The organism is Burkholderia sp. MSHR3999, assembly GCF_000833595.1.
Lineage (GTDB): Bacteria > Pseudomonadota > Gammaproteobacteria > Burkholderiales > Burkholderiaceae > Burkholderia > Burkholderia ubonensis.
In genome coordinates this window covers 2286829-2302363 of the sequence record NZ_JRFO01000007.1, presented here as the reverse complement: position 1 = coordinate 2302363, position 15535 = coordinate 2286829, and the positions used below count along the sequence as shown (strand labels likewise).

Sequence of the window (15535 nt, the reverse complement as noted above, 5' to 3'; positions counted from 1 at the left end):
CGCGGTGCGCGCGCGCCGGCTGCGCTCATTTCCACGCCGGCGGCAGCGCGGGCGCTTCCATGCGCGGAGCCGTCTCGCCCTGCACGTCGCCGAAGCCGCGCTGCGCGTTCCACGCGTCGGCCGCGGCGACCATCTCCGCCGGGTTGCGCGCGACGAAGTTCCACCAGATCAGCAGGTCTTCCTCGAACGGGGCGCCGCCGAGCACGATGAAGCGCGCGGCGGCCTCCGTCGTCAGTTCGAGCCGGTCGCGCCCGGCGCCCAGATAGAGCAACTCGTTCGGTTCGAGTGCCGCGCCGTCGACGGCCACGTCGCCCGTCAGTGCGAAGACCGCGTATTCGAAGGCAGGATCGAGCGGCATCGCGAGACGGGCGGGGCCGTCCGATGCAAAGTCCAGCCCGACCAGCGGCGAATAGACCTGCGCCGGCGACACGCGATCGAACGCGGCGCCGGCCAGCACCGTGATCGTGAATCCGCCGTCGCGGTGAACGGGCAGGTTCCGGTAGTTTTCGAACGCGGGCGCGCGATCGCGATGCGCGTCGGGCAGCGCGATCCAGAGCTGGACCGCGTGAAAGCGCCCGCCGGGCAACAAGGCGTCCTCGGTGTCTTCCGTGTGCGCGATGCCGCGGCCGGCGGTCATCAGATTGACCTCGCCGGGCCGGATCACCTGTTCGTAGCCGAGGCTGTCGCGATGCAGCACCGAGCCTTCGATCATCCACGTGAACGTCTGCAGGCCGATGTGCGGATGCGGGCCGACGTGCATGCCGGTATCGCCGGACAGCGCGACCGGGCCCGCGTGGTCGAGGAAGCACCACGCGCCGACGGTTTTCCGCTGACGATTGGGCAAGGCGCGGTGGATCGGCAGCGCGCCGACTTCGGCGGCGCGCGCCGGGTAGCGCTCGGCGGTCTGCGGGCCGGGTTCGGATGATGCCGAAGGGGTTTCGATGCGCGTGTCCATGTCGTGAATCTCCTGTAGTCGTGTCACGTCAGGCGCTCAGGCGGCTGTCGATCTCGACGTCGCCGGTGAGCAGCCGGTGAATCGGGCACGCGTTGGCGATTTCCAGCAGACGGTTGCGCTGTTCGACAGTCAGGTTGCCGCTCAGCGTGATGTCGCGCGCGATTTTCGTCGGCGATCCGGGCTGCTCGTCGGTGATCGCGAGCCGCACGTCGATGCCGTCGAGCGGCAATTCCTTGCGCTGCGCATACATCGCGACGGTGATCGCGGTGCAGGAGCCGAGCGCGGACAGCAGCAGGTCGTGCGGATCGGGGCCGGTGTCGCCGCCGCCGAGACGGGCCGGCACGTCGCTGCGCCATTCGTGGGCGCCGGACGTCAGCGTGACCTGGTAGCGGATCGCGCCGAGATGGGCGACGACGGTCGAATTTGCCATGGGGAATCCTGGAGGTTCGAGAGGTCGGTGGAAAGCGGGGCGGCATGCCGCGCACCGATCGCAACCTTACAGGGGCGGGCCGGCGTCCGGTAGCCCGCACGCGCGGAACGGACTGTCGCTCGGCGGGCAACAGTCACGCGGACGCCGCCGTTCAGGTGGAGAGCTTGAAGATCGCCTCGAGGCCGCCGCCGAGATCCTCGGCGCCGGTCAACCCGAACGTCGTGGGCGTCAATCCCGTGTCGGTCATCGCGAACTGATGGCCGGCGTTGTGCCCGGTGGCCGAATCCAGCGTCTTGCTCGTATAGAGCAGTGCGGTGTCCAGGTTGCCGTACAGCGTCACGCTGCCCTGCGCGAAGCCGCTCGTGCTCGCCGCGGCGCGGTGTCGTGCCCGCGCTCAGGCACGCTTCGCATAGACGTTGCACCAGCCTTCGGCGGCAACCGCCTTGCCCGCGAACATCGGGCACGCGCCGGCGGATTCGCCCGCAGCGGCCCTGTAGAAGCGGCAGTTCTCGCAGGTCTGGCCGGCCTGATACTTCGGGAACTTGCCCGCGTCGACGGTCGTCGCCTTCGCGCGGTAGCCGAGCGTCTTCGAGGTTGCGTCGTTTTCGTCGACGAGCGGCGTGGCCGCGAATGCTCGGGTTCCGGTTGCGAGCGTGGCGAACAGGCCGGCCGCGTGAATGATGAAGGTCCTGCGATTGCGGGAGATCATGTCGTTTTCCTAAATGAAATGAAATAAGTCGCCCAGCCGCGCCGGAATGCTTGCCGGCGCGGCGGGTCTGCCGAAACGAAAGGGGGCGTTACTTGCGCGGCCCGGCGACGAGCGGCGCCTTCGACGCGTTGGCGATATCGGCGGTCAGCTTGGCCTTCGACGCGTCATAGCCGTTCGAGTAAAGCAGGAACGCCATCAGATCCGAATATTCCTGTTCCGTCATCTTGCCGGGGCGATCGGCCGGCATGTTGTTCGACATGTACTGGTACACGCCGCCGATGGTGATATGCGACTTGCCTTCGGGAGCGAAGGCTTCCCCGCTCAGCGCGGGGGCGGTATTGCCCTCGAGCTGGTCGCCGTGGCATTTCGCACAGGCGTCCGCATAGATCTTCTTGCCATGCTGCACCTGCGCCTGGTCGAACGACGGCACGTCGCTGCCTTCGCTGGCGGAGACCTTGATGAAGCCGCTCTTCGCCGGCTGCTGCCGGGCGGATGCGACCGCGCCGTCGAGAAACCGGCCGGGCGCAGGCGCCCCCGCTGCTTGCGCGACCGTCTCCGGCAGTGCCCAGCCGCGCGTGAGCGCGGCGAGACGGCCGTTGCCGTTCATCCGCGACAACGCCGCGTCGATCCGCTTCTGCAGCGCTTCCTTGCCTGGCCCGAATGCGAACGACAACTGCCAGTCGGAGTACGGCGACGACGTCGCCGCAATCTGGAACCGCTGTTGCGGGTGCGCGTGCTCATACGCGACGACGCTCGGATACCAGACGATGGCGCGCTGTGCGCGGCCGGCCGCGAGCGCGCCGATCGTTTGCTCGCTCGTGTTTTCCAGAACGAAGCGGGCGTTCGTCTGCTGCGCGGCGATCAACTGCGACGGGCTGCCGTACGTGGCCGCGATCGTTTCCTTCGCGCCGGACGAGGCTTGCGCGTCGCGCAGCGAGACGCTGACGTAGCCGGCGCGCAGATAGCCCTGCGAGAACGTCATTCTGGACTCCGACGCATCGGCGATCGCCGAGCGCGGGAAGCCGACGATCACGTCGCAGTCGCGTTCGAGCGATTTCTTCAGTTCGGCGGCGGAGATGCCGTCGTCGCCGCCGTCGTCGTCGACGCCGCGCTGGTTGAACGATGCGGTGATGCCCGCGGTGCGGAACACTTCGCGCGCAACGGCTTTGTCGAGCGCCGTCGTCGGGCTGCCGGGCAGCGTGCAGATGCGTACGCCGGCCGACGCGGATGCCGGTGTCAGCGCCATGCCCACGGCGAGCAGACTGGCGAGGGCAAGGGGAGTGAGGCGAGTCGTCATGATCGTGTTTCCGGTTGAAGCCGTTGGGGCGTCGCGCCCGCATCGGGCGCATGCGGGCGCGGGGTTCGAGCCCGATCAGTCGAGCGCGAAGACGTAGAGCGTGCCGCCGCGCGGAACGTCCTTCGCGATGTCGGCCATCGGGCCGCCCCAGATCGGGTTCGCGCCGCCGTAGCCGGCGAGCACCGCGACGTATTCCTTGCCGTCGACCTCATATACAGAGGGCTGCGAAATGATGCCGCTCGCGAGCTGCGGGCTCTCCCAGAGCACCTTGCCGGTCGCCGTGTCGAATGCGTACAGGCGGCCGTCGAGCGAGCCGCTGAACGCGAGGCCGCTCGCGGTGGTCGCGACGCCGCCGTTCCACGGCTTCTTCGTCCAGTGGCTCCACAGCTTCTTGCCGGTGTTCACGTCGATTGCCGTCAGCTCGCCGTAGCCCTGGCTGCCGGGCTCGGGCTTGATCTCGAAACCTTCGCCGAGATACGGCAGGCCTTCCTGGTAGCTGACCGACTTGCCGGTCAGGCTCATGCACGCGTGCAGCGCGGGCACGACCGCGATGTTGCGCTTCTGGTCGTACGAGATCGACCACCAGTTCTTGCCGCCGAGGAAGCTCGGGCAGGTTTCGATCGTCGTGCCGGCCTTCGGGAACTTCGATTCGTCCTGGATCGGCTTGCCGTCGGCCGTGTAACCGGTGACCGAGGTTGCCTTCACGAACGGCGTCGCATAGATCAGCTTGCCGGTCGTGCGGTCGATCGCGTGGAAGAAGCCGTTGCGGTCCGCGTGGATGATCGCGTCGTAGTCCTTGCCCTTGTACGTGATGTCGGCGAGGACCGCCGCGTTCACGCCGTCGTAGTCCCACGTGTCGTTGTTCGTGTACTGGTAGTGCCACTTCAGGTTGCCGTTCTTCGCATCGAGCGCGAGCAGCGAGTCGGAATACAGGTTGTCGCCGGGGCGCAGCGCCGCGAGCCACGGCCCGGGGTTGCCGACACCCCAGTACAGCGTGCGCGACACGGCGTCGTAGGTGCCGGTCAGCCATGCGGCGCCGCCGCCGTGAGACTGCATGCCGTCGGGCCAGGTGTCCGCGCCTTTTTCGCCGGAAGCCGGGATCGTGTAGCGTTTCCAGACCTCCGAGCCGTCGTCCGGATTCAAGGCCATGATGTAGCCGCGAATTCCGTATTCGCCGCCGGACGTGCCGACGACGATCGCGCCGTCGAGCGCGAGCGGCGCGAGCGAGAACGAGTATCCGAGGCCCGGATCGAACAGCCGCTTCTTCCAGACGAGATTGCCGGTTTGCGCGTCGAGTGCGGCGACTTCGCCGCCCAGCATCGCGACATAGACGTTCTTGCCGTACAGCGCGACGCCGCGGTTGACGACGTCGCAGCATGCGGTCTTGAACGACGACGGGCTGAGCTTCGGCTCGTATTTCCACAGCAGCTTGCCCGTCTTCGCATCGAAGGCGTAGACGTTGTCCTTCGGCGTCGTCACGAACAGGTAATTGCCGTTGACGATCGGTGTGGCTTCGAAGCCCTGCTTGAGGTCGGCGGGGAACTTGTAGGCCCACACCTGCTTGAGATCCTTCGCATTCGACGGGTCGATCTGCGTGAGCGGCGAATGCGACCGGCCGTTGTAGGTGCGGTAGTAGGTCAGCCAGCCCGGATCAGCCTGCGCATCGGTCAGCCGCTGGTAGGTCACGGCCGGGTAGTCCGCGGCCGCTTCGACGCGGCCGGGGTGCAGCGCGACGGCGGCTGCCGCCGCGATTCCGATCGCCGCCAGTCGGCTTGCTGAAGCCGAGAGTGTCTTCATGGTTGTCTCCTGAGTCATTGTGGCCGCGCCGCCGCGAACGGTTCGTCGCGCCGGCACGGTGGGGTTCCGGGCCGAGTGCGCTGCCGTTCACGCAAGTCGCATGCCATCGCGCCGCGAAGCTCGCGCGGTGCGGCATGCGGGCGCATCGCGCGCTGCGCGGCGTCGAAGGCGCTGTGCGGCGGCGTCGGCGCAGGTGTTGCATTCAGGTACACCGCGGTGCGCGAAGTGTTGCCAAACATCACAGGCGGCGGCTCGCCTGTGTCAGCGTGCCGCTGCGTTGATGCGTACCGCGTGGAACGGGCGCACCGTGCGACAGGACCCGAACAGGAGACAAAGGAGAATGATCAGGAGACCAAATGCATCGGGTCATGACGGTGCGAAGCGGGGCCGCCGGCATGCGCGGTCACGCGCACGGCATCGCCGCGAACATCGCATGGATGGCGCGGGCGACGCTGCGGGCCAATGCGGGGTCGCCCGCCAGATGCCCGGCCGGCACGCGCTCGATCCGGGCGGCGGGCACAGCGCGCCCGAGCCGCGCGACGTTGCCGAGCGGGCAGACGGGATCGCGCATGCCGTGTGCGGCGAACAGCGGCACGCCCGCGTCTGACGCGCGGCGTGCGAGCGCGAGCAGCCGGCGTTCGCCGAGCCAGCAGCCGTGCTGCAGGTAATGTGCCTGGACCCGGTACTTGTCGATCAACCGGAGGACGTCCGGGTGCGAGCGGATTGTGCGCGCATGCGAACGGCGCGATTGCGGCGACGCGAGGATCGCGTCCTCGTAGGCGCGCCACGCGAGCGCGACCGCGCGCTGTCCGGCCGCGCCCGCGCCGGGGCGCAGCCGCCGCGCGCAGCACGACAGCACGCGCAGCGGATCGCGGCAGCCGGCCGACGCGCACAGGCGCCGCCATTCGCGCGGCGCGCGCGTGCGCGACGTCGTGAACAGGCCGCGCACTTCGCGCGGCGACGTCAGGAACAAGCCGCGCAGCACGACGCCGGTCACGCGCTCGGGATGCCGGCCTGCATACGCGAGCGCGAGCGCCGCGCCCCACGATCCGCCGACGACGCCCCAGCGCGCGATGCCGAGCCGTTCGCGAATCGCTTCCAGATCGCCGATCAGCCGCGCCGTGCTGTTGTGGCGCGTGCCGCCGCGCGGCGCCGACGCGCCGGCGCCGCGCTGGTCGACGAGCACGACGCGCACGCGCGTCAGGTCGAACAGGCGCAGGATGCCGGGCTGGCTGCCGCTGCCGGGCCCGCCGTGCAGCACGACGACCGGGTGGCCGCGCGGGTTGCCGGCGACGGCAAACGCGACCGACTGCGCGTCGCGGCGGATGCGCCGGCGGTCGGGCGCCGCATGCGCGGCGGGTTGGAGCGGGGCAGGCGTCATGTCGGTTCGGCTCGGGAGCGGGTGTCGGGCGATGGTCGCGTGATCGGAATGAAGCAAAGCCAGAAACGCGCCAGCGCCGCAGATCGGGATTTGCACGAGTAGCGGCAGCGTTGCGATCGCGGTATCAGGAAATCTCACCCGTCCGGCGGCTCGGCGCGCGACTCCCCGGATCATGCCTTACAACCGTCTTTCATGGATGGCCGCGAACCCGGCGCCGGACGTCCGTCCGCACCGCGACGATCGCGTGGCCCGATGCTTGCTTGCATGACGGCATGGAGTCCGGCAGATGACCGGAAGGATCCCCGGAGGAGACAATGCGCGATGACGTACCTCAGGCGGCCGGGTCACCGGCCGCGCGTCCCGCTGGCTGGCCCGCGCCGTCGATCCAGAAAGCGCACGAGCGGTCCGAGACGTTCGGCCTGCAGGTGTCGGCCCGCCCCGACTACGACGTGCTGTCGAATGCGGCGCTCGTGCTGAAGCGCGAGCAGAACCGCGTGCTGTGCGTGCACGCGATGCCGGTGATGGAGACGCTGCACGAGCAGATCGTAAACACGCAGAGCATGATCGTGCTGACCGACGCGGAAGGCCTGATCCTGCATTCGATCGGCGACGACGACTTCCTGCGCCGCGCGGAAAAGGTCGCGCTGCGCCCGGGCGCGAACTGGGCGGAGAACCGGCAGGGCACCAACGCGATCGGCACGGCGCTCGCCGAGCTGTGCCCGATGGTCGTCCACGGCGACCAGCATTTCCTGGCCGCGAACCGCTTCCTCACCTGCTCGAGCGTGCCGATCCTCGATCCGTACGGCGACGCGATCGGCGTGCTCGACGTGACGGGCGACCACCGCAGCTATCACCAGCACACGATGGCGCTCGCGAAGATGTCGGTGCAGATGATCGAGAATCACCTGTTTACGACGACGTTTCAGGAGACGCTGCAGGTGTCGTTCCATGGCCGCCCCGAGTTTCTCGGCACGCTGATGGAGGGGATCGTCGCGTTCACGGCCGACGGCCGCTTCCTGTCGGCGAACCGCAGCGCGCAGTTCCAGCTCGGGATGCCGCTCGCCGCGCTGCGCGCGCACACGCTGTCGTCGCTGTTCGACGTCACGCCCGCGCAGCTGATCGACCGCATGCGCGCGAGCCCCGACCAGCGCCTGATGCTGAATCTCGGCAACGGCGCGGTGGTGTGCGCGCGTGTGCACTTCCGGCGCGAGACGCTGGCCGAGGGCAGCCGGCCGACCGATGTTCACGACGCGGGCGCGCCGGCCGCGCGCGCGTGCACCACCGCGCCGGCGGCGGGAAACGCGGCGGGCCTGTCGCGGCTCGTCTACCTCGACACCGGCGATCCGCAGGTCGCGTCGGTGATCGCGAAGGTGCGCAAGGTGATCGGCAAGGACATTCCGATCCTGATCACCGGCGAGACCGGCACCGGCAAGGAACTGCTCGCGCAGGCGATCCACAACGATTCGCCGCGGCGCGACGGCCCGTTCGTCGCAGTCAACTGCGCATCGATTCCGGAGACGCTGATCGAATCCGAGCTGTTCGGCTACGAGGAGGGCGCGTTCACCGGCGCGCGCCGCAAGGGCGCGGTCGGCAAGCTGCTGCAGGCGAACGGCGGCACGCTGTTCCTCGACGAGATCGGCGACATGCCGTATCCGCTGCAGGTGCGGCTGCTGCGCGTGCTGCAGGAGCGCCTCGTCAACCCGCTCGGCTCGACGAAGACGATCGCCGTCGACATCTCGATCATCTGCGCGACGCACCGCGACCTGCGCGACATGATCGCGCAGAACCGCTTCCGCGAGGATCTCTATTACCGGCTGAACGGCCTCGTGGTGCGCCTGCCGCCGCTGCGCGACCGCACGGATCTCGCGGTCGTCGTGCAGAAGATGCTGCAGCGGGAAGCGATCGCGGGCGCCGGGCGAGCGCCGCTCACCGTCGCGCCGGACGTGATGGCGCTGTTCGAGCGCTGCTCGTGGCCCGGCAATTTCCGCCAGCTCGGCAACCTGCTGCGCACGGCGGCGGCGATGGTCGACGACGACGGCGAGATCCGGCGCGAGCACCTGCCGGACGACTTCTTCGACGACCTGCGCGACGGCGACGCGCAGGCGGCGCCCGATGCGCCTGCCGCAGCGTGCGCCGCGCCATGCGCTGCCGACACGCGCCTGCAGGACGTCGCCGCGTCCGCGATCGCCGCCGCGCTGGCGCGGCATGGCGGCAACGTGTCGGCGGCGGCGCGCGCGCTCGGCGTGTCGCGCAACACGATCTACCGCAAGATGCCCGCGGCCGACGCGGGCCGGCAGCCGCCCGACGAAAGCTGACGCGCAGGCCGCCCGGCTGTCGCCGGGCATGCGACCTGTCACAGCCGGTGTGTCAGGTTGCAACACCGGTGCTCCACGATTGAACACTCGTCCTCGTCCCCGGGCGTCGTCCCGCCGGGGGCGCAGGCGCGCATGCGCGCGGATCGTTTCGGCGATTCGTAAGGATTGCGTCCGGACGCCCGGGCGGCGGGTGCACGCAGCGTTCACGCGCGCTTTGCGCGACTTCGGCACGCTCCTTGCTGAAAAGGAATCGGCCGCTCGATTGGCGCGGTGCTTCGACTCACCAACTGAACAAGGAGACACATCATGCAGTGGACGACCCCGTCTTACACCGACTTGCGCTTCGGCTTCGAAATCACGATGTACATCGCCAACCGCTGATCGCCGCGCGATGCGCTGCCCGTGCCGCCGTGCGCGGCGCGGGCAGCCTCGGGAGTGGACGCCCATGAAGATCAAGATACTCGGCTCGGGAGCCGGCGGCGGCCTGCCGCAATGGAACTGCAACTGCGCGAACTGCCGCCGCGCGCGCAACGGCGCCGGCGACGTGGTGCCGCGCACGCAGTCGTCGATCGCGGTCAGCGACGACGGCATCGACTGGATCCTCGTCAACGCGTCGCCCGACCTGCTTTCCCAGTTGCGCGCGAATCCGGACCTGCAGCCGGCGCGCGCGATCCGCGACAGCGGCATTGCCGCCGTCGTGCTGTGCGATGCACAGATCGACCACGTGACGGGCCTCGTGATGCTGCGCGAGCGTTCGACGCCGCTGCCGCTCTACGCGACCGCGCCGGTGCTCGACGACCTGTCGACCGGGTTGCCGCTCGTGCCGCTGCTCGGCCATTACTGCGGCGTCGACGTGCACACGATCGCGCTCGGCGAGCCGTTCTCGGTGCCCGCGGCCGGCGGCATCCGCTTTACCGCGATCCCCGTCGACAGCAAGGCGCCGCCTTATTCGCCGCGGCGCGCATCGGCCGCGCCCGGCGACAACGTCGCGCTGTCGATCGAAGACGTCGCGAGCGGCCGGCGCGCGTTCTACGCGCCGGGGCTCGCGGCCGTCACCGACGACGTGCGCGCGGCGATGCGCGATGCCGACCTCGTGCTGGTGGACGGCACGTTCTGGACCGGCGCCGAGATGATCGATCTCGGCCTGTCGAGCAAGCACGCGGCCGACATGGGGCATCTCGCGCAGTGCGCGGAACACGGGCAGCCCGGCATGATCGACTGGCTCGACGCGCTGCCCGCGCGCACGCGCAAGGTGCTCACGCACATCAACAACACGAACCCGATTCTCGACCCGCATTCCGCCGAGCACGCGCGCCTGCGCGCGCATGGCATCGACGTCGCGCACGACGGCATGCAATTCCAGGTATGACGATGAACGCACCGATCCCCGCTACGGCGTTGCACGCGACGCCATGGACCGCAACCGAATTCGAATCGCGGCTGCGCGCGCTCGAATCGCGCTATCACATCCACCATCCGTTCAACCGGCGGCTCAACAGCGGCGCGTGCTCGCCCGCGCAGATCCGCGGCTGGGTCGCGAACCGCTTCTACTACCAGATCAACATCCCGCTCAAGGATGCGGCGATCCTGTCGAACTGCCCCGACCGCGACACGCGGCGCCGGTGGATCCAGCGGCTGATCGACCACGACGGCAACGGCGACGACGAAGGCGGCATCGAGGCGTGGGTGCGGCTCGGCGAGGCGTGCGGACTCGATCGCGCGGAGCTGTGGTCGCTCGAGCACGTGCTGCCCGGCGTGCGCTTCGCGGTCGACGCGTACGTGAATTTCGCGCGGCGTGCGCCGTGGCAGGAAGCCGTGTGCTCGTCGCTGACGGAGATGTTCGCGCCGCAGATCCATCTCGACCGGCTCGCGGGCTGGCCGTCGCATTACCCGTGGATCGAGCCGGACGGGCTGCATTACTTCCGCAGCCGCGTGCCGCTCGCGCAGCGCGACGTCGAGCACGGGCTTGCGGTCACGCTGCAGCATTTCACGACGCCGCAGGCGCAGCAGCACGCGCTCGGCATCCTGCAATTCAAGCTGGACATTCTCTGGTCGATCCTCGACGCGGTCGAAAAGGCCTATCCCCTATGAACGCCATCGATGCCGCCAGCGGCGTGCCGCTGCGCCCCTGCCTGAGGGGCATGTACCGCCTGCAGTGGGAGGTGGCCCAGGATGCCTACGTGCTCCTCTATCCGGAAGGAATGGTCAAGCTCAACCCGAGCGCGGGCGAGATCCTCGCGCGCTGCGACGGCACGCGCGAGCTGGACGACATCATCGGCGAACTCGAGCAGCTGTTCAGCCAGTCCGACCTCGCCGCCGACGTGTACCGCTTCCTCGATCATGCGCGGCTGCGCGGCTGGCTCGACTGACATGACGCCCGACCCTTCCCGTCCGTCCGCGCCGCTGTGGCTGCTCGCGGAGCTCACGTACCGCTGCCCGCTGCATTGCGCGTTCTGCTACAACCCGGTCGACTTCGCGACGCACGGCCCGGAGCTCGACACCGATGCGTGGCGCACGGTGATCCGCGACGCGCGCGCGCTCGGCGCCGCGCAGATCGGCTTCTCGGGCGGCGAGCCGCTGCAGCGCGGCGACCTCGAGACGCTCGTCGCGCATGCGCGCGGGCTCGGCTTCTACACGAACCTGATCACGTCGGGCATCGGCTTGAGTGCGGCGCGCATCGAGCGGCTCAAGTCCGCCGGGCTCGACCATATCCAGGTGTCGCTGCAGGATTCGACGCGCGAGCTGAACGATTTCCTGACCAGCACGCGCACGTTCGAGCTGAAGCGCAGCGTCGCGCGCCTCGTCAAGGCGCATGGCTATCCGATGGTGCTCAACTGCGTGCTGCATCGCTACAACCTGCCGCACGTGGGCCAGATCATCGAGATGGCGCTCGATCTCGGCGCCGATTACCTGGAGCTGGCGAACACCCAGTACTACGGCTGGGCGATGCTCAACCGCGACCAGCTGATGCCGACCGCCGAGCAGCTGCGCGACGCGGAGGAGACGGTCAACCGCTATCGCGAGCGCATCGGCGAGCGTTGCCGGATCCTGTTCGTCGTGCCCGACTATTTCGAGCAGCGCCCGAAGGCATGCATGAACGGCTGGGGCTCGGTGTTCCTCGGCGTCGCGCCGGACGGCGCCGCGCTGCCGTGTCATGCCGCGCGCTCGCTGCCGGGGCTCGCGCTGCCGAACGTGCGCGACCGGTCGTTGAAGGAGATCTGGTACGACAGCGACGCGTTCAACGCGTTTCGCGGCGACGGCTGGATGCGCGAGCCGTGCCGCACCTGCGACGAGCGTCACGCCGATCACGGCGGCTGCCGATGCCAGGCGTACCTGCTGACGGGCGATCCGGCGAACGCCGATCCGGTCTGTGCGAAGTCGGCGCATCACGGGCAGGTGGAGCAGGCGGTGCGGCTTGCGCGGCAACCCGCGCGATGCGGTGAACAGCCGCTGGTCTTTCGCAGCAAGGAAAATTCGCTGGCGCGCTGCGCGGCCGCGTGCGATTGAGCGAACGCGCCGGGCGGCCGCGACGGAGGACGAGCAAGGCAACGCGATGAGCACAGCCGTCGCCGATGTGCGAGATGCGACCTGGACGCTTCCCTGACCTGAATATCCCCTCCGGCGGTCAGCGCAAGCCTGCGATCAGCCTGACCCGCCATTGACGCCGCCGCCGCGCGCGTCAGCAGCGAACACGCATTGACCTCGCCGCCATGCGACGCGGGCGGTGACGACACTCGATCGTCACCGCCCGCGTGATGTTGCTGCGCGCTTGCCACGCGCCGTCATCCGTCGTCGGCCTTCGCCTGCAAATCCTTCAAACCCTTGATCACGACCAGCAGCGCGCGCCCGTGCTCGTCCGAGCCGTCCCATGCGTCGACGATCGCGTCGCGCAGCAATTCGTTATAGCGGCGTCGCGACGGATGCACGTCGACACCATAGAAACTGCATAGCTTATTGAATGGAGTGCTACGACGCAGACGCCGGCCGTTCGACTGCCGAAGGCGCGACACGGTCGGCTGGCTGACTCCGGAAAGCCGCGCTATTTCGCTGGACGAGCGGGTATCTTCCGACAGGCGGCGCAACAGGTCATCAATGGGAAAATCATCGTCCGGGGCTTCCATGTCATGCATTATACCTATACAGTTACGGTTGTTGAATGACTTGCTGAAACTGGCAAGCGGCTGCGCCCTGAGAAAGTTGATGACACTGAAACACCTCCCTCGTACGTTTTGCTGGACCAAGATCGGCGCCGAGTCCGGCGAAGAACTGGCCACCGTGGTGCTCCGCAAGGAATGGGAGCGCCGGCTGGGGGGCGGGCGGTTTCTGTGGGGGATCAACCAGCCGCTCGGCAACAGCGCGCAGGTCGCCGCGCATCGCACGGGCTCGCTGCTCGCGCTGTTCTCGCCGGTCGCGGCGCGCACGCGCGCGGCCGAGCGCGGGCGCGGCAACGTGCTGTTGTGGAATGCGTGGGTCGATGCGAGCGGCCAGGTGCGGCAACTGCCGCCGCACACGTTCATCACGAGCCGCGCGAAGCTGCCGTCCGGCCGTCCGCGCGAGCATCACTACGCGCTCGTGTGCGCGTCGTCCACCGCGCTCACGATCGGCACGCGCCTGCGCGTGTATCCGGACCAGCTGCGCAACGTGAGCACCGGCAGGGCGCTCGGCGCCGCGCAAGGCGCGGTGGTCGTCGACTCTGTCGGCCGGCCCGCGGAGCAGGGCGGCAAAAGCTATCCGCTTGCGCTGTCCGTCGAGCTCGAAGCGCCGTATTTCGTGCGCCTCACGCAGCCGAGCGTGCTGAAGGCGCGCGATCTCGCGGCGGTGAACAAGGCGACGCGCGACGGCGATTTCGATCGTTTCGTCGAACTGGTCACGCGCTTGCGCGGCCGCTCGTCGACGGAGGACGTGCGCGGCTTCACGCGCGACCTGTTCGACGTGCCGCTGATCGAAACGGCGTCGGCGTATGTTGCGCCGGCGCATGCAACGCGCTTGCGCAACCGTCCGGCAGCCGAGGATGCGCGCGGCTTCACGCGCGATCTGTTCGACTTGTCGCCGGGCGAAGCCGCGCCGTTCGGCGGGCTGACGCATCCGCGCGTCGGCCGTGCGTAACGCACGCGGCGGTTGAACAGGGCGGGAGCGTTTCAGGAAGGGCGGCGCGATTGATGCGCGTGCGGCGGGCGTTGCGCTTCACGCAAGAAATTGTTGCAATCTCGTCGTGGCGGACCGGCGAGCGCAGAGGGACAATCGGCTGACGCGCGCAGCGCGGCGGCCGATGCGTTGACCGGCAGTTGGCTTTGTTCATGCCGTCGCCATGGGCACCACGCACACTGAGCGTCGGCATGCTTCATACAGCATTCTGAGGGAGAGGTGTCGATGTCCACCCACATCTGTTCGCGAGAAGCCCGGGCTGCACAACGCTTCGTCGAAGCGACGCGCAACGTCGATCAGGCGTTCCGCGCGGTGCGCGGCGAAGCCGACGACGACGTGTCGTCGGTCGAATATGCGATGGCGATGTCCCGGCTGGATCGCGCGCTCGACGAGCTCGCGCGCGCGCAGGAATTCTTCGACCGGGTCGTGAGCGCCGACGCGCGCGAGCGCAACTAGCTCCCCCCGATTTCCCGCTTGCATGGCGTCGATCGCAATGATCGACGCGTTCATCTACATCCGTATGCGGCGCTGATGGCCGCGCGCCAAATCGCTTCGCTTGCGCGCGATGCGTAAGGGGCGTCAGCCGTCGCGTGACGTGGCGGCGGTCGCAGGGCCTGCGACATCGGTGTGCCGGCGGAATGCGTAGCCGCTGCGCTGGAACGACGACGCGAAGAACAGCACCTGGTAGCGGATCGCATTCGCCCAGTAGTCCCACGTATGGCCGCCGGGCCGCTCCGCGTAGTCGTGCGGCACGCCGAGCGCGTTCAGCCGTTCGTGCAGCGTGCGGTTCGCGCCGACGAGGGAGTCGTCGGCCCCGCAGTCGATCGTCAGGTCCATGTGCAGGTGCGCGAATGCGCGGGCGCTCTCGACGATCGCATTGCGGCTCCAGAACGACGGATGCCGCCCCGGGTCGCCGAAAACGTGATCGATGCCCGGCTCGTCTCCGCATTTGCGCGGATCGACCGCGCCGCTGATGCTGCCGGCCGCGCCGAACGCGTCCGGCCGGTCGAGCGCGATGCGCAGCGCGCCGAAACCACCCATGCTGAGGCCGGTGATCGCGCGGGCATGCTTCGTCGCGATCGTGCGGAAATGCGTGTCGATGTACGACACCACTTCCTTGCCGACGAAGGTCTCGTAGCGGCTGCCCGAATCGAACGGGCTGTCGATGTACCAGCTTTCGCGGCCGCCGTCGGGCATCACGAGAATCACGTGATAGCGGTCGGCCAGCTCGCCGATTCGCGTGTTCGAGGTCCAGTCGGTATGGTCGCCGCCCGAGCCGTGCAGCACGTAGACGGCGGGGAAGCGGTCGGCGCGGGTACTGTGCGTGTAAGCGTTGGGCAGCACGACGGTCGCCGCGAACGATTGGCGCATCGTCGCGCTGGGAATCGTGACCACGCGCGTCTGGAAGGCCCAGGCGGGGCTTGCGATGGCTAGCAGCAGGATCAGCTGGAGGGCGCGCGCCAGGTTCGTCGATCGTCGCATTCGTCGTGTCCGCCAAATGGTCGG

16 protein-coding genes and 1 pseudogene are annotated in these 15535 nt (G+C 68.7%); 8 read left to right on the top strand and 9 right to left on the bottom strand.

All coding sequences use genetic code 11. The features are described 5' to 3' along the window. Window positions 1–25: 25 nt before the first annotated feature. From KY49_RS33505 to KY49_RS33475, 7 genes and pseudogenes are all read right to left on the bottom strand, one after another. Complete coding sequence (locus tag KY49_RS33505) at window positions 26–955, bottom strand: pirin family protein (protein ID WP_042588520.1); 930 nt, start codon at window positions 953–955, stop codon at window positions 26–28. A 28-nt stretch (window positions 956–983) separates the two neighbouring features. Next, complete coding sequence (locus KY49_RS33500; RefSeq protein ID WP_042588519.1) at window positions 984–1385, bottom strand: OsmC family protein; 402 nt, start codon at window positions 1383–1385, stop codon at window positions 984–986. Window positions 1386–1539: 154 nt separating this feature from the next. After that, window positions 1540–1761: pseudogene (locus KY49_RS33495) on the bottom strand (porin); the annotation flags it as partial. Window positions 1762–1779: 18 nt separating this feature from the next. Further along, complete coding sequence (locus KY49_RS33490; RefSeq protein ID WP_042588517.1) at window positions 1780–2094, bottom strand: high-potential iron-sulfur protein; 315 nt, start codon at window positions 2092–2094, stop codon at window positions 1780–1782. A gap of 88 nt (window positions 2095–2182) precedes the next feature. After that, window positions 2183–3391, bottom strand: coding sequence for a c-type cytochrome (locus tag KY49_RS33485; protein ID WP_042588516.1), 1209 nt, complete (start codon window positions 3389–3391; stop codon window positions 2183–2185). 75 nt (window positions 3392–3466) lie between these two features. Further along, the gene (locus KY49_RS33480; RefSeq protein ID WP_042588515.1) at window positions 3467–5188 is read right to left on the bottom strand and encodes a methanol/ethanol family PQQ-dependent dehydrogenase; all 1722 of its coding nucleotides are present in this window, start codon (window positions 5186–5188) and stop codon (window positions 3467–3469) included. 403 nt (window positions 5189–5591) lie between these two features. Then, entirely contained in the window at window positions 5592–6569 is a 978-nt protein-coding gene (locus KY49_RS33475; protein WP_042588514.1) for an alpha/beta fold hydrolase, read from the bottom strand. Window positions 6570–6883: 314 nt separating this feature from the next. Here KY49_RS33475 and KY49_RS33470 point away from each other — a divergent pair, with 314 nt between their 5' ends. The 6 genes from KY49_RS33470 (at window position 6884) to pqqE (ending at window position 12391) form a co-directional block, all read left to right on the top strand. Next, window positions 6884–8884 carry a sigma-54-dependent Fis family transcriptional regulator gene (locus tag KY49_RS33470; protein WP_042588513.1) on the top strand — a complete coding sequence of 667 codons (2001 nt, stop codon included), beginning with the start codon at window positions 6884–6886 and terminating at the stop codon, window positions 8882–8884. A 306-nt stretch (window positions 8885–9190) separates the two neighbouring features. After that, window positions 9191–9265, top strand: a complete 75-nt coding sequence (gene pqqA, locus KY49_RS36655; RefSeq protein WP_006485436.1) for a pyrroloquinoline quinone precursor peptide PqqA — start codon at window positions 9191–9193, stop codon at window positions 9263–9265. Window positions 9266–9329: 64 nt separating this feature from the next. Beyond that, window positions 9330–10253: a pyrroloquinoline quinone biosynthesis protein PqqB gene (pqqB, locus tag KY49_RS33465; RefSeq protein WP_042588512.1), complete on the top strand. Its 924-nt coding sequence runs from the start codon at window positions 9330–9332 to the stop codon at window positions 10251–10253. Window positions 10254–10255: 2 nt separating this feature from the next. Then, window positions 10256–10975 (top strand): pyrroloquinoline-quinone synthase PqqC, encoded by a 720-nt coding sequence (pqqC, locus tag KY49_RS33460; RefSeq protein WP_042588939.1) that lies wholly within the window; start codon window positions 10256–10258, stop codon window positions 10973–10975. Continuing rightward, window positions 10972–11253: a pyrroloquinoline quinone biosynthesis peptide chaperone PqqD gene (gene pqqD, locus KY49_RS33455; RefSeq protein ID WP_010093544.1), complete on the top strand. Its 282-nt coding sequence runs from the start codon at window positions 10972–10974 to the stop codon at window positions 11251–11253. Before pqqC ends, pqqD begins: the two co-directional genes overlap by 4 nt. A gap of 1 nt (window position 11254) precedes the next feature. Next, the gene (pqqE, locus tag KY49_RS33450) at window positions 11255–12391 is read left to right on the top strand and encodes a pyrroloquinoline quinone biosynthesis protein PqqE (protein WP_042588511.1); all 1137 of its coding nucleotides are present in this window, start codon (window positions 11255–11257) and stop codon (window positions 12389–12391) included. A gap of 275 nt (window positions 12392–12666) precedes the next feature. Here pqqE and KY49_RS33445 read toward each other — a convergent pair whose 3' ends face one another. Further along, on the bottom strand, window positions 12667–13005 hold the full coding sequence (locus tag KY49_RS33445; RefSeq protein WP_042588510.1) for a helix-turn-helix domain-containing protein: 339 nt from the start codon (window positions 13003–13005) through the stop codon (window positions 12667–12669). 79 nt (window positions 13006–13084) lie between these two features. Between KY49_RS33445 and KY49_RS33440 the strand changes: the two genes are divergently transcribed. Together KY49_RS33440 and KY49_RS33435 are read left to right on the top strand one after the other, a co-directional pair. Further along, window positions 13085–13990 carry a hypothetical protein gene (locus KY49_RS33440; protein ID WP_042588509.1) on the top strand — a complete coding sequence of 302 codons (906 nt, stop codon included), beginning with the start codon at window positions 13085–13087 and terminating at the stop codon, window positions 13988–13990. A gap of 264 nt (window positions 13991–14254) precedes the next feature. Next, window positions 14255–14485, top strand: coding sequence for a hypothetical protein (locus tag KY49_RS33435; RefSeq protein ID WP_042588508.1), 231 nt, complete (start codon window positions 14255–14257; stop codon window positions 14483–14485). A 123-nt stretch (window positions 14486–14608) separates the two neighbouring features. On the opposite strand, the gene KY49_RS33430 is transcribed toward KY49_RS33435, so the two are convergent. Next, window positions 14609–15511 (bottom strand): alpha/beta hydrolase, encoded by a 903-nt coding sequence (locus KY49_RS33430; protein ID WP_042588507.1) that lies wholly within the window; start codon window positions 15509–15511, stop codon window positions 14609–14611. Window positions 15512–15535 lie beyond the last annotated feature (24 nt).